The organism is uncultured Clostridium sp., from assembly GCF_937920395.1.
Taxonomy (GTDB): domain Bacteria; phylum Bacillota; class Clostridia; order Clostridiales; family Clostridiaceae; genus Clostridium_AD.
This window is the reverse complement of the sequence record NZ_CALEVF010000053.1, coordinates 1-13247: the sequence shown is the minus strand read 5'-3', so window position 1 is coordinate 13247 and position 13247 is coordinate 1. Positions and strand designations below refer to the sequence as shown.

General features: G+C 29.6%; 14 protein-coding genes. 12 read left to right on the top strand and 2 right to left on the bottom strand.

The genetic code is table 11. The features are described from left to right. The first annotated feature begins 255 nt into the window (after window positions 1-255). A complete protein-coding gene (gene mgtE, locus Q0649_RS06405) occupies window positions 256-1599 on the top strand; it encodes a magnesium transporter (protein ID WP_298838988.1) in 1344 nt (447 codons plus the stop codon). A gap of 113 nt (window positions 1600-1712) precedes the next feature. On the opposite strand, the gene Q0649_RS06400 is transcribed toward mgtE, so the two are convergent. Continuing rightward, window positions 1713-2564: a 4Fe-4S binding protein gene (locus Q0649_RS06400; protein WP_298838985.1), complete on the bottom strand. Its 852-nt coding sequence runs from the start codon at window positions 2562-2564 to the stop codon at window positions 1713-1715. Between the two features lie 243 nt (window positions 2565-2807). Here Q0649_RS06400 and Q0649_RS06395 point away from each other — a divergent pair, with 243 nt between their 5' ends. From Q0649_RS06395 to Q0649_RS06355, 9 genes are all read left to right on the top strand, one after another. Next, window positions 2808-3191: a BlaI/MecI/CopY family transcriptional regulator gene (locus Q0649_RS06395; RefSeq protein ID WP_298838982.1), complete on the top strand. Its 384-nt coding sequence runs from the start codon at window positions 2808-2810 to the stop codon at window positions 3189-3191. A gap of 5 nt (window positions 3192-3196) precedes the next feature. Continuing rightward, window positions 3197-4915, top strand: coding sequence for a M56 family metallopeptidase (locus Q0649_RS06390; protein ID WP_298838979.1), 1719 nt, complete (start codon window positions 3197-3199; stop codon window positions 4913-4915). An 89-nt stretch (window positions 4916-5004) separates the two neighbouring features. After that, the gene (locus Q0649_RS06385) at window positions 5005-6075 is read left to right on the top strand and encodes a stage II sporulation protein P (protein WP_298838976.1); all 1071 of its coding nucleotides are present in this window, start codon (window positions 5005-5007) and stop codon (window positions 6073-6075) included. 118 nt (window positions 6076-6193) lie between these two features. Next, window positions 6194-6724 (top strand): RNA polymerase sigma factor SigY, encoded by a 531-nt coding sequence (gene sigY / locus Q0649_RS06380; protein ID WP_298838973.1) that lies wholly within the window; start codon window positions 6194-6196, stop codon window positions 6722-6724. Next, window positions 6725-7123: a hypothetical protein gene (locus Q0649_RS06375; RefSeq protein ID WP_298838971.1), complete on the top strand. Its 399-nt coding sequence runs from the start codon at window positions 6725-6727 to the stop codon at window positions 7121-7123. It abuts the gene before it with no gap. A gap of 1 nt (window position 7124) precedes the next feature. After that, entirely contained in the window at window positions 7125-7358 is a 234-nt protein-coding gene (locus Q0649_RS06370) for a sigmaY antisigma factor component (protein WP_298838968.1), read from the top strand. 75 nt (window positions 7359-7433) lie between these two features. Beyond that, window positions 7434-7637 (top strand): PLD nuclease N-terminal domain-containing protein, encoded by a 204-nt coding sequence (locus Q0649_RS06365; RefSeq protein ID WP_298838966.1) that lies wholly within the window; start codon window positions 7434-7436, stop codon window positions 7635-7637. A 2-nt stretch (window positions 7638-7639) separates the two neighbouring features. Beyond that, a complete protein-coding gene (locus Q0649_RS06360; protein ID WP_298838964.1) occupies window positions 7640-8566 on the top strand; it encodes an ABC transporter ATP-binding protein in 927 nt (308 codons plus the stop codon). Then, window positions 8553-9320, top strand: coding sequence for a hypothetical protein (locus tag Q0649_RS06355; RefSeq protein WP_298838963.1), 768 nt, complete (start codon window positions 8553-8555; stop codon window positions 9318-9320). The genes Q0649_RS06360 and Q0649_RS06355 overlap by 14 nt, the downstream gene beginning before the upstream one ends. A gap of 866 nt (window positions 9321-10186) precedes the next feature. Here Q0649_RS06355 and Q0649_RS06350 read toward each other — a convergent pair. Further along, window positions 10187-10921, bottom strand: a complete 735-nt coding sequence (locus Q0649_RS06350; RefSeq protein ID WP_298838961.1) for a hypothetical protein — start codon at window positions 10919-10921, stop codon at window positions 10187-10189. A 435-nt stretch (window positions 10922-11356) separates the two neighbouring features. On the opposite strand from Q0649_RS06350, the gene Q0649_RS06345 reads away from it, so the two are divergent. Together Q0649_RS06345 and Q0649_RS06340 are read left to right on the top strand one after the other, a co-directional pair. Next, window positions 11357-11983, top strand: a complete 627-nt coding sequence (locus tag Q0649_RS06345) for a TrkA C-terminal domain-containing protein (protein ID WP_298838991.1) — start codon at window positions 11357-11359, stop codon at window positions 11981-11983. Window positions 11984-12207: 224 nt separating this feature from the next. Next, a partial coding sequence (locus Q0649_RS06340) for an ABC transporter ATP-binding protein (RefSeq protein ID WP_298838960.1) occupies window positions 12208-13247 on the top strand: 1040 nt, incomplete at its 3' end.

Below are 13247 nucleotides of genomic sequence, written 5' to 3'. Positions count from 1 at the left end.
AATGTAAGCTGGGAGCGTAAAGCTTACAGTGTAGGGCGTCCTTGGACACGCCAAAGGGAATAAGGCTTCCTAGCTTAGTTAGGTTTAAAGTAATTGTAAACTTCCTTCTAAATAAGAATCACCCATCCTCTATAGGTGGGCGAGGGTTCAAACAGTTGACACTACAGTACCTGATGGAATATAATAAATTATCTTAATTACTTAAGCTTTTTAGTACTGTGCTAAAAAGCTGTTTTTATGGAAGGAGGTATAAGCATGTCACATAAACTAAACGAAATAGAACTAACTGAGTTTTTATTAACTGAATCTATAGATGAAGTAAACAAACTTATTCAGTTTATTCATCCTGCTGATATTTTAATAGCTATCAGGCAATACGAAGGATTAAAATTAGATTTATTTAAAAAACTATCTCCAAATATCATTGCAGATATTATTGATGATGCGGATGATGATGAAAAATATGATTTACTATCAATTCATGAAGATCTCATGCAAAAGAAAATTATACATGAAATGTCCTCAGATGAATTGGTTGATTTATTAGAAGCAGTAACAGAAGATGAAGCTAAAAACATAATGATAAAGCTTGATAAAGAAGATGTTGCTGAAGTAACAGAATTGTTAACCTACCCTCCAGATAGTGCTGGTGGAATTATGGCAACTGAATTTGTAAGTATAGAAGAAAATATGACTATAGGCGAGACTCTTAGTTACCTTCAGAAGGAAGCACCTGACGTAGATAATGCCTATTATATATATGTAGTTGATGAAAATGCTCTTTTAAAGGGAGTTATATCCCTTCGCGAAATTGTAATTAACACCTTTAATGTGAAAATATCCGATATTATGAACGATAATGCCATGAGCATACCAGTTGATATGGATAAAGAAGAGGTTGGCCACATATTCGAGAAATATGGTTATCTAACTATGCCCGTAGTAAATGAATCTATGCAGATTTTAGGGATAGTAACTTCAGATGATGTAATGGAGATTCTTAGTGATGAACATACTGAGGATTTATATCGTCTTGCAGGTATAAAAGAAGATGAAAAGGTCACTGGCTCACTTAAATCTGCCGTGAGAAGTAGATTACCCTGGTTATTTGTAAATTTATTAACTGCAATCTTAGCCGCCGCAACTGTTAGCCTTTTCGAAGGAACAATACAAAAGGTGGTAGCCTTAGCCACCTTCATGCCAATAGTTGCAGGTATGGGAGGTAATGCAGGCACCCAAACTCTAACAATAATTATTCGTAGCATAGCACTAGGAGAAGTAACTGCCAAAAATTCCTTAAAAATATTATTGAAGGAATTTGGTGTAGGCCTATTTACAGGAATCGCCATGGGTATTGCAGTAGCATTCTTAGGTTACCTATGGGAAAAGAATATTGTTTTTGGAGTAGTTATTGGTATTTCTATGGTACTAAACATGGTAGCTGCAACCATATCAGGTTTTACAGTCCCAGTTATCCTAAGAAAACTCAATATCGATCCAGCACTTGCCTCTGCTGTGTTTGTTACCACAGTAACAGACGTTTTAGGATTCTTTTTCTTCCTAGGACTTGCAACACTATTTTTACCTTACTTAATATAAAAAAGAAAAAAGTATATAAAATAACATTAATATTAACAGCAAAAACGATTATGTTTACATAGTCGTTTTTTATTGTTCCTTTATTTCATATTTCTAGAAAGATTCGAATTAACTTAAAGTTCGTTTATTTCATAGTGCTTAGTAGGGATATGACTTTCACAAGGTACCCCTGTCTGACATTTTCCACACCCATATCTTGGTTTGTATTTTTCATATGTTGTGTCTACAAAATTAGAGCATATAATATGATTTTTACCCTTATCTAAAGATATTGCATTAACTGGACATTTTCTAACACAAGCACCACACTTTGAGCAATACTCATATATATTTTCATACTCTCTTTTTCTAGGTGACAAATACAATTCTGTGATGATGCTGCCAATTCTTCCTGACATACCTTTTGCCGTTATTAACCCTTTAGAAAGTCCAAATGTTCCAAGTCCACCAACAAAGGCAGCGTGTCTTTCTGACCAATTGCTAGTAAATGACGCTTCAGGATGTGGAGAATTATTATTAAGTTCACCTTTCATCCAGAATCTCTCATCCAATGTAGGCACTATACTATTATATCCAGCATTTATTAATTCTGACTTTAGATATATACATAGCTTGTTTATAAAAGCTTGACCTTCGATACGTCCATGCAACCATTCTTCAGAAGGCCATACCTTTTCTCTCCTATTTCCCCTTTTAACTACTTCACTAAATGGTAAAAAAAACGAAATAACCGACTTTGATTGTGATAACCATTCTTTTGGTTTTAAAAAATCTTTTCCAATTACAGTAGGTTCTTTAAATAATGTAAAGTACTCATCATCAGAATCAGCAAATCCGAATATTGGTGTTTCAAAAATCTTCATTCCCACAACACTTTCAGAAATGGCAATTTCATTTGATATATAATTGTCCTTTGAGTTTTCAACAAAGTCCGATGCTATTCTTATTAAATCCTGCTTATTCATATCATACCTGGTTAATTAAATCTAAACAAATCTGAACATATCAGATTATCTATAATTTAAACACCTTATCCTTTCCAATAAATTTTTATTTAACTCTACTATACTACAACCACACAATTGTATCTTTTTAATATGAAAAAAAGCTGTAATAATTATTATTTTAAAGAATATAGTATAGAAATAATACAAATTACAATTGTAAACTAAGCAATTTCAATTGTAATTGAAATGAGGCGTTATAAAATGTATGAAATTCCTAAAATAACAAATGCAGAATGGGAAATAATGAAGATAATATGGGTTAGTCCTGATATTTCAGCAATAAATATTATAAACGAACTAAAGGATAAATCTGAATGGAAGCCTGCTACAGTTAAAACTCTAATAAACAGATTATTAACTAAATTAGCAATAGGGTTCAATAAAGTTGGATATGAATATTTATATTTTCCTTTAGTATCAGAAGATGAATGTGTAAAAATAGAAAGCAAATCCTTCATCAATAGAGTATTTAATGGTTCTATGAAATCTCTACTCTTAACCTTCACCCAGTCGGAAGAAATATCTGAAACCGATATAGCTGAGTTGAAAAACATACTAGATCGAGCAAAAAAAACGAAAGGTTGATGTATATGAACTTATTAGATGTTTTTGGAAAGATTGTAATTTCATCTTTAATAGGCAGCATAATTGTACTTATGATATTAATTATAAAAGGTATGTTTAGAAATAAGTTGAATTTTACTTTTCGCTATTATATATGGTTAATTTTAATTATAAAGTTTATAATTCCCATTGGGCCACAAAGCCCATTAAACATTTCTAATTTAAATAATAATTTTCACGCACAAACACAAATAACACAAATAACACAAATAACACAAACTAATTCTTCAACAGAACTTAAAGTTTCAGACCTTTGGGCTTCAAAATTAATAAGTAAGTTACCTCCTCTAAATAAAGATGTAATTATTAACACTATAAGCATTCCCTTAACCCCAAAGTTAAATATCGAAGGAGCATTTTGCTTCATATGGTTGTTTGGTCTTGTTTTATTAATAGGGAAATTAGTTATAGGATATAAAAGACTAAATAATATAATTAGATATTCTTTTAAAAATGTAAACATCACACACAAAAATATTCTAAATGAATGCATGAAAGATATGAATATAAGAACTGATGTCGAGTTAACATATTCTGATAAATTAAGTAGTCCTTCTTTATGTGGACTATTTAGCCCAAAAATATTAATACCAGTAAGCGTAGCCACAAATATTTGTGATGAAGAATTTAAATATATCATAATACATGAACTAATCCATTTAAAAAGCAAGGACTTAATAATAAATTGGACTGCTACTTTATTATCTATGATTTACTGGTTTAACCCAATCTTGCTCTATGGTTTTTATAAAATGAGACAGGATTGTGAAATTTGCTGTGATGGTCAAGTTATTTCCTATTTAGGAGAAAGTGAAAATATACTATATGGAAATACAATAATAAAGGTATTGGAATTAGGTGGAAAAAGCAATAGGCTCACTGGCGCCACTTCAATGGTTTTAAATAAGTTGGAAATGAAAAGGAGGATTATTATGATTTCAAAATATAGTAAGATAAACATTAAAGGTATATTACTAGGTGCTATAGCTGTTTTTATTATAGGTGGTTTTGGTATCGCTATAAACACTTCGAGCATAAGTTTAGATAAAAATATTGCCAAAGCCACAACATTACAAATAAAAACACCAATAGTAACTTCTAAAAAGTCGTCAACCACTATTACTACTAATCCTACAGTGCCATTTTCGGCTGACATAGTAATTTACAATAGCCATCCTAATGAAGCCTACCCTTCCGGAATAAAAGTAACAGATGTAGGTGCTTTAATAAATGATAAGCTTGTTAAAGAAGGTTTCAATAGCCATTTTGTAAAAGTTAACCCAACTAAAAATTATAATAATTCATATTCTGCAACTCGTAATATGATAACAAAAAATGTAAAGCAATATTCAAATACTATTTTACTAGACATACATCGAGATTCAACAGTAGAAAACAAATCAGATGCAAAAATAATGTTATTTGCAGTTACTAAATCAAACCCTCGTTATAAAGCAAATAAAAGATTTGTTGACAGTCTAATAGTAAATATTAAAAATTCAAAAGTTATTGAAACAGGGATACTCTTTTATCAATATGGAATATCTTTTTATAATCAAGATCTATCTAATAATTCAGCACTTATTGAACTCGGAAATACTACGTCCAGCAATAGTGATATTGAAGCTTGTGTAAATTCACTAGTTTCAGCCTTAAAGAATACTCAAAAGGTCCCATCTAACTAATAAAGCAAGTAAATATATTAGTATATAAATTATTAATACAGTTATCATAATCTAAATTCAACTAAATTATTTTAATGGGGAGGCTGAATATGGGATGGAATGAGGTTAGAAAAAATAAAAATGGTAGAAAAATTATTAATGTATTACTCATTGTTTTTTTACTAGGCTTAATTTTACCCGAAAGTGCTAAAGCAGATAATACAGTAAAGTCTCCTCAAAATTACTTTTACACGATGGTTATTAAGAATACAATAGCTGCAATTACTCCTAAGGGAAAGACAAATAATGAAGTTGGTATAACAAAACATCCAATTTTATCATTTTTAGGAGTGGACTTTTCTAACCCTATATCAATAATAACAAAACAAATTGCATATTTGAACAACAATTATGTTAGTCCTAGTGTAAATAATGAAGTTGATGATATAAATACAATTATTCCTTTCAAATTGCTTGACAATCAGGTAAATAAGTCCAATGTTCCTACTGATGTATCAAACCTCTTTAATAACGATTTAAAGCAAAATCTAAATAAATCAAATCCACGAGTACTAATATATCATTCTCATACCACAGAATCTTATAAATCATCAGACAGTGATAAAACTAAAAACTTTTTCAATTCCAATGAATCACTAAATGTAGTCGCTGTAGGTGATGTAATCGCATCCCAATTAGAAACGAAATATGGAATTTCCGTTATACACGATAAGACTGTAAATAATATACCTGATTATAATTCATCGTATAAAAATTCTGGAATTACCTTAGCTAGGTATTTAAAAAAATATGGTAATTTTGATTTAATTATAGATTTACATAGAGATGGTGTTTCTGGTAAAAACGTAATAACAACTAAAATAAATGGAGAAGATGTCGCTAAATTTATGTTTGTAGTTACACGTCAAAATCCTAGGTATGCTAAGCAGATAAAACTAGTAGACTCCATGGTTGGAATATCAAATAAATTATTTCCAAATCTTATAAATCCCCTAGAAATCACTTATCGTGACTGGGGATGGAATTTCTATAATCAAGCTCAAAGTAACACTGCCGTACTTGTTGAGGTAGGCGATAATAATTCTACTATAGCACAGGTAAAAAACACTGGTATGTATTTATCAAGAATATTTGCTGAGCAACTAAACGGGAAAAAATAACTGAATTCCTTATGGGATATGCTGTATATTAGTATTATATATTATGTTACATTCGTTAAACGCAAATAAATGAACTATTTTTAATGACGTACGTTTAATTTATATAGGTGGTGAGGTATTGGATAATATAAACTTAATTGAAAAAGCTAAATCCGGTAATATAAGTGCTTTAAATACTTTACTAAGTGCGAATTATCCAATATTACAGGGCTACGTTATAAAAATGACTGGAAATATCGATATAGCCCAAGATATCGTGCAAGAAACTATGTTAAAAGCAGTTATACATATTAAAAAATTTATCCCTAATGCCAAATTTTCTACCTGGCTAATTACTATAGCTACTAATTTATATAGAGATTTACTTAGAAAGACCAAAAATTTAGAATTAATTTCTGAGAATATCGAAACAAAGGAAATTAGCCCTGAAAGATCTGTAATTTTTAATATTGAATATAATGCAGTTAAGGAAATATTATTGAAACTACCTTATGAAAAAAGAGCAGTTTTTATATTAAAGCATTATTATGGTTACAAATACGAAGAAATTGCAGGAATTTTAAAATGCCCTATAGGAACTGTTCGTTCAAGACTTCACAATTGTATAAAATATATTATTTCGGAGCTAGATAGAAAGGGGATAATGTGAATGAAAAACTCAGAAAATATGTATAAAAAAGTAATAGATAAATATTATAATGAGCTACCAGATAAAGTTGAAAAAAATATGTCAACTGAAGAAATAATTTTATCTGACAAACTAAATTTAGCTTTAAATAAAATGGATATTTTAAAACCAGATATTTTAAATTGTGATATAAATATACTTGAAATTATTAAAAAAGGAGAACTAATAAAACAAAACAGAAAAAACTCTTTAGAATTTATCTTTTTTATATCATTGTCCTCATTAATTATTTCATCTTTAATTTTAATAACATTTTATTTTGGTGATAATTTTTTCGTATACTATGAATTGTTAACCTTCATTCTTATGCCAATTGTAATAATTCCATTAGCCAAAATATTACAAACTGGGGGTAATTAATATGCATCCTAAATTGGATACAAAATCATTAATTATTCTTTTGATTTGCATAGCACCATTTCTATTATTTCAAGCGGCCTGGATTTTTAAAGACGCAAAAAAGCGAGGAGAAAAATTCTATTGGATTTGGGGTTTTGTAGGTCTAATAAATATACCAGAATCATTAATTATATATCTAATAGTTACTAGAATAATATTCAACAAAAATAAAAAGAAAAAAAAGATAATAAAATAGTGAACTTTTTATATTTTCAATCGTTAAATCATTGTAATATACAATATATTTTATTTTTATGAGGAGGTTCACAAAATGGGGAATTTAACAACAATAGAACTTTTAAAAACCCTTCTTCCACTTATCATCATCCAATTGGGCCTTATGGTTTTTTGTTTATTGAAACTTTCTAAAGATAATGTTAAATACTTGCCAAAATGGCTTTGGGCTTTGATAATTATTTTTGGTGAATTGCTAGGTCCAATTGCTTATTTACTTTTAGGTAGAGAAAGGAGTTAATTATGCTAAAAGTTACAAATCTAACAAAAAACTATAAAGAGTTTGAGGTTTTAAAGGGAATAAGTTTCGAAATCAAAAGAGGAAAAATCCATGGTTTTCTTGGACAAAATGGGTCAGGGAAGACAAGCACTATGAATATTCTTACTGGATTAATTGGGTATAATAGCGGTGACATAATGTATAACGGTAAAGATTTCAACAAAAATAAAAGAAGAATTTTAAAAAATGTGGGCTACCTTCCACAAAATCCTGTGTTTTATAACTACATGACTGGTTATGAGTACTTAGATTTTATAGGAAGACTCAGCAATATGAGTATCACAACTATTAAGAAGAGGTCTAATGAGATTTTAGAAATTGTAGGCCTAAAGGATGCTGGAAATAGAAAACTCAGTGGGTTCTCTGGTGGAATGAAGCAACGTTTTGGTCTTTGTGTCTCTCTATTTAACAAACCAGAATTATTATTTCTTGATGAACCTACCTCAGCATTAGATCCAGAGGGACGTATGGAAATTCTTGAATTTATTAATAGTTTGAAAAATGAAGGTGTAAGTGTTTTTTTATCAACTCATATTTTAAATGACGTAGAAAGAGTATGCGATGAGGTAAGTATATTAAAAGACGGGAAAATAGTAGTGTCCGCAGGTCTTGAAGAGTTAAAAAATGATTATATTCAACCAATTTATGATCTTGAATTCGAATATGACTGTTCAAATTTCAAAGAAAAACTTTCTAAACTAAATTGGGTGGAAAACATACAAAGTAATAAAAACAAACTTAATATTTATGTTAAGGATATAAATTTAGCAAGAAGTAAACTATTGCAACTCCTAGCTATAGAGCCTAATCACTTGATGTCATTTAATTTAAGAAAAAGTAATCTTGAAGAAATTTTTTTAAAGTTGGTGAATAAAGATGCCCACATTTAAAGCATATTTTAAAAAAGAAATTCTGGAATCAATATCGCAATATAAATATATAATCTTAGCTGTAAGTTTTCTGTTCTTTGCAATTTCAGACCCAATCATGGTCAAACTTTTACCTGAAATATTAAAAAGCCAACTAACAACGGGGTCCGCAGACATAAGTACTTTATTACCTCCAATCACTCAATTAACAGGTATGCAAAATTATATAAAGGACTTGTTTCAAATAGTAACCCTTGTAATAATTTTCACCACTTGTGGTAGTTTAAGCGATGAGATTACCACCGGAAAGCTTATATTTCCTTATTCTAAAGGAAGCCTACCAACTGGAATAGTACTTGCTAAATTAATAAATTATACTCTAGCATTATCTATCTTTACATTTATAGGATTTTCAGTGAATTACTATTACTCTGGGCTTTTATTAAAAGGCAATCCAGTTGCATTTTCATCAGTCTTATCATCCGCAAGCCTATTATCAATATATTACTTCTTTATAATAACCTTAGTATTATTTTGTAGTAGCATAATCCAAAAAGGAGTAATTACAGGAATTATAGTTTTAGTTGTAAACTATTTTTCTGTAGCAATTACAGGCATAAAAAGCATATCAAAATTTATTCCCTACAATTTAGTTGATGGAGCAACTCAGTTTAAACATATAAATCTTACAACAACCATTACTAGTGTGATTATCTTATCCATAATCCTTATTTTATTAACCATAAGGAGAATGAACAAGGTTAATGTTGTGTAACTTATCTTGATATTCGAAATGATAATGAAATATTGGCATTAATGTAAATCTCTTGCAAGCCTTCCTAAAAGGAAGCTGTATAACCATAACAATGCCGAATTATTATCATCTTTCTCCAGAAGTGCCTTGAAAGGAGATGTGCAAAAACAATTGAAATCTCATTTAGAAATTCTTGTTCCGCTAATGTAAATCTCTCGTAAGCCTTCCTGAAAGGAAGCTGTAGAACCATAACAATGTCGAATCAAATAATAATTGTTACTCTCCCCATAGAACTGCCCATAGGATAAGAATTTTACATAAGCAAAATATTATCATTCCTTAATGAGATTTCATGTTTCGAACTTTCTTTTGACTTTGACTTTCCCTAACCGAATTATTATCATCTTTCTCCGTAAGTACCTTAAAAGGAGAGGTGCAGAAACAATTGAAATCTCATTTAGAAATTCTTGTTTAAAAAATGACTCCCTCTCGCAAGCCTTCCTGAAAGGAAGCTGTACAACCATAACAGTGCCAAATTATTATCATCCTTCTCCGGAAGTGCCTTGAAACAAGAGGTGCAGAAGCAATTGAAATCTCATTTAGAAATTCTTGTTTTGCCAACATTAGATTCTCGTAAACCTGCCAGGACACATAACAATTAATAATTGTTATGTCCCCCAGAGAACTACCCAGAGGCCCAGGGTAGCGAACCCGAGACAGGACGTCAAGTGTGAGCACGTAATAATTAATAATTATTACGCCCCCCAGCGAACTACCCAGAGGCTGAGAATATAATGTTAAGCAAAACATTAGAATTTCTTAATGAGATTTCACGCTTCAAACTCTTATTTCAAGGCACGCAGGAGAATGATGATTTTGCTACACTTTTATTTGTGATGATGTCCATGTCCGTGATGTGGCAATACCTGTTGTATTTTAGCTTCTTGCTCTTTTGTTATAGTACCATTATCAACAAGTGCCTTCATAGGATTAACCTTAGTACCATCCATTTTCTTCATGTATTCTTGTCTTTCTTTTTCACTCATATTTTGCATCTTTTTAAAGTTTTCTTTTCTCTGTGTTTGTCTTGTCATTATACTAGCTTGAACTTTATTACTTTGCTCAGTTGTTATTACTTTATCATCCACAAGACCCTTTAACCCAGTTTTTATTTCGGCAGTTTTAATTTCTGTCCTTTTAGCATACATATTTTCACGAAGGGCATCCGATTTTTCCTTAGTTAAGATACCTTCTGTAACTAAGTCGTTAAATAATCCACCTTTTTTACCATCATATTTACCTTCCTTATTTTTCTTGTGATTCATTTGTTTTTCATCATATTTTACCTTCACATATTCTAATACCTTGTCTCCTTCAGCTTTAGTAATAATATTTGAGTTTTCACTCTCCTTAACTACAATTTGAAGTGTAGCCTCCATCTCTGCCCTATGTTCTTTAGCTTCTTTTTTGTTACTTTGAGAATGTTTGATATTTATACTTGTAGCACTCTTTGCATTCGCATCGTTGTTACCAGTAGCAAATGCAAGACTTGATCCAGAAAAAGCTATGCCTGCAGATAACATTCCACTTAATATTTTCATTTTTAAAGATACACTTTTCATTATTAACACTCCCTACCGTAAATTTTTTGTACCCAATTATTATTACTGAAATAAGGTAATTATATTCGCCAATACACGAACACTTATTCTTATTTTTTGTGAACTTTATGATAAATATTTTAAATATTATATGTTGTCTTTAATATTAAAACCTCAATAAAAAATATAGATTATAATTTAATTGAATGCTATAATATTGTAGTTTTATATATTATAGTTGTAAATTTAATTAATTTAATAAGCTTACTAGTCTTCACATTTGTACTTTACTTTATGTTTATATTTTAAATAACATACTATAGACAATATTAACATTGTAATTTATACTTATTCTTATAAAAACAATAATATTTATATGGATAGTTTGCTAAAACCTACATTATACGAGAGGAGGATTTATCAAAAGTTTAAATATTCCTTTTGATAAAATCAAAAATGCCAACTAACAATATTTTAAAACCAATTTATAAAAAAATAGCTATTGATATTACTAACAGAATATTATCCGGAGATTTTTGTATAGGGGATAAGTTATATGGTCGTTCTTCCCTTGCGAGTGAATATAACGTATCACCAGAAACTATAAGAAGATCTATAACTCTTCTAAGCGACATGAATATAGTTACCGTTACTAAAGGAAGTGGAATAGTAGTCACCTCTGTGGATAATTGTCTAAAGTTTATTGATAAATTTAAAGATATAGATTCAATAAGTTCTATTAAACGAAATATTATTAACTTACTCGAACAGAAAAAAGAGTTGGATAAAAATATAGATTGTTCTATTGATGAACTAATCGACTATTCTAGTAGATTTAAAAATAGCAATCCATTTATACCATACGAATTTGAGATACAACCTGAAATGGTTGTCATAAATAAAACTATATCTGAATCTAAATTTTGGCAAAGTACAGGTGCAACTATAATTGGTATACGGCGTGATGATAAACTAATGCTTTCGCCAGGTCCGCAGTCTAAATTTAAAGATAAAGATGTCTTCATAGTAATTTGTGACAAGTGTAGTTATAACCGAATTAAAGCTTTTCTTTATGGAAATTAAATAATTTTAACCCCCCTGTATCTCATTTTATATTAATGTGATATGGGGGTTTTTTTAATATAATAATATATATGTTTTTTATTAACAATAATCTACTTTTTTTCTAATAAAACATTAATTTACCATAAAAAGCGACAAATAAGTGCTATAATAAATTCTATACTATGTAACAACTTAACGTTATATTTAAGTTGTTACACATAAAATATTAGGGGGCTTTAACTTTGATTGAATTTAAAAATGTAAATAAAAGTTTTAATGGTAGGCAAATATTAAAAGACATAAATATTACTATAAAAAATGAAGAATTAGTTGTTCTAATTGGACCTAGTGGTTGTGGAAAAACTACAACTCTAAAAATGATTAATAAATTATTAACCCCCACTTCTGGTGAAATACTAATAAATGGTAAAAAAATTGGAGATCAAAATACCATAAAATTAAGACGTAATATGGGTTATGTTATACAGCAAGCAGGACTTCTCCCACATTTAACTATAGGTGACAATATATCATTAATACCCTCTATAGAAAAAATGGATAAAAATAAAATACATACTAAAGTAATTAAATTATTAGATCTCGTAGGACTAGATCCTAAAATGTACATAGATAAATATCCCAGTCAATTAAGTGGTGGTGAGCAACAAAGAGTAGGAGTTGCAAGAGCCTTTGTAATGAATCCCGAGATAATACTCATGGATGAACCCTTTAGTGCCTTAGACCCAATATCAAAAGCTCAACTTCAAGATGAGGTATTTAATATACAACAAGAATACAAAAAAACCATAATATTCGTAACTCATGATATGGATGAAGCATTAAAACTAGCAGATAGAATTTGCATTATGCATGATGGACATGTTATTCAATTTGATACACCATCAGAAATATTAAAAAATCCTATTAATGACTTTGTACGCGACTTTGTAGGTAAAAACAGAATATGGGATCAACCCGAATTAATTAAGGCAAAAGATATTATGATAAATAAGCCTGTAAAATCGGTTGGAGAACGAACAATACTCCAAGCAATTGAAATAATGAAGACAAGCAGTGTAGACAGTTTACTTGTTGTTGATAAAAATAATGATTTAACAGGTCTTATTACCCTAAAACAAATCAGAACGGCTCTTAGAAAAAATCCAGATAAAACTAAAAGAATAAAAGACTTAATGGAAACCGAGCTTATAACCGTAAATCAAGAAAATTCAATAATAAATATATTAGAGGTTATAAAAAAGGAAGATATAAATTTTGTTCC

Bases quoted from the DNA above. Each gene is read 5' to 3' on its own strand.
- mgtE (WP_298838988.1), top strand. From the start codon at position 256: ATGTCACATAAACTAAACGAAATAGAACTAACTGAGTTTTTATTAACT.
- Q0649_RS06400 (WP_298838985.1), bottom strand. From the start codon at position 2,564: ATGAATAAGCAGGATTTAATAAGAATAGCATCGGACTTTGTTGAAAAC.
- Q0649_RS06395 (WP_298838982.1), top strand. From the start codon at position 2,808: ATGTATGAAATTCCTAAAATAACAAATGCAGAATGGGAAATAATGAAG.
- Q0649_RS06390 (WP_298838979.1), top strand. From the start codon at position 3,197: ATGAACTTATTAGATGTTTTTGGAAAGATTGTAATTTCATCTTTAATA.
- Q0649_RS06385 (WP_298838976.1), top strand. From the start codon at position 5,005: ATGGGATGGAATGAGGTTAGAAAAAATAAAAATGGTAGAAAAATTATT.
- Q0649_RS06375 (WP_298838971.1), top strand. From the start codon at position 6,725: ATGAAAAACTCAGAAAATATGTATAAAAAAGTAATAGATAAATATTAT.
- Q0649_RS06370 (WP_298838968.1), top strand. From the start codon at position 7,125: ATGCATCCTAAATTGGATACAAAATCATTAATTATTCTTTTGATTTGC.
- Q0649_RS06365 (WP_298838966.1), top strand. From the start codon at position 7,434: ATGGGGAATTTAACAACAATAGAACTTTTAAAAACCCTTCTTCCACTT.
- Q0649_RS06360 (WP_298838964.1), top strand. From the start codon at position 7,640: ATGCTAAAAGTTACAAATCTAACAAAAAACTATAAAGAGTTTGAGGTT.
- Q0649_RS06355 (WP_298838963.1), top strand. From the start codon at position 8,553: ATGCCCACATTTAAAGCATATTTTAAAAAAGAAATTCTGGAATCAATA.
- Q0649_RS06350 (WP_298838961.1), bottom strand. From the start codon at position 10,921: ATGAAAAGTGTATCTTTAAAAATGAAAATATTAAGTGGAATGTTATCT.
- Q0649_RS06345 (WP_298838991.1), top strand. From the start codon at position 11,357: ATGCCAACTAACAATATTTTAAAACCAATTTATAAAAAAATAGCTATT.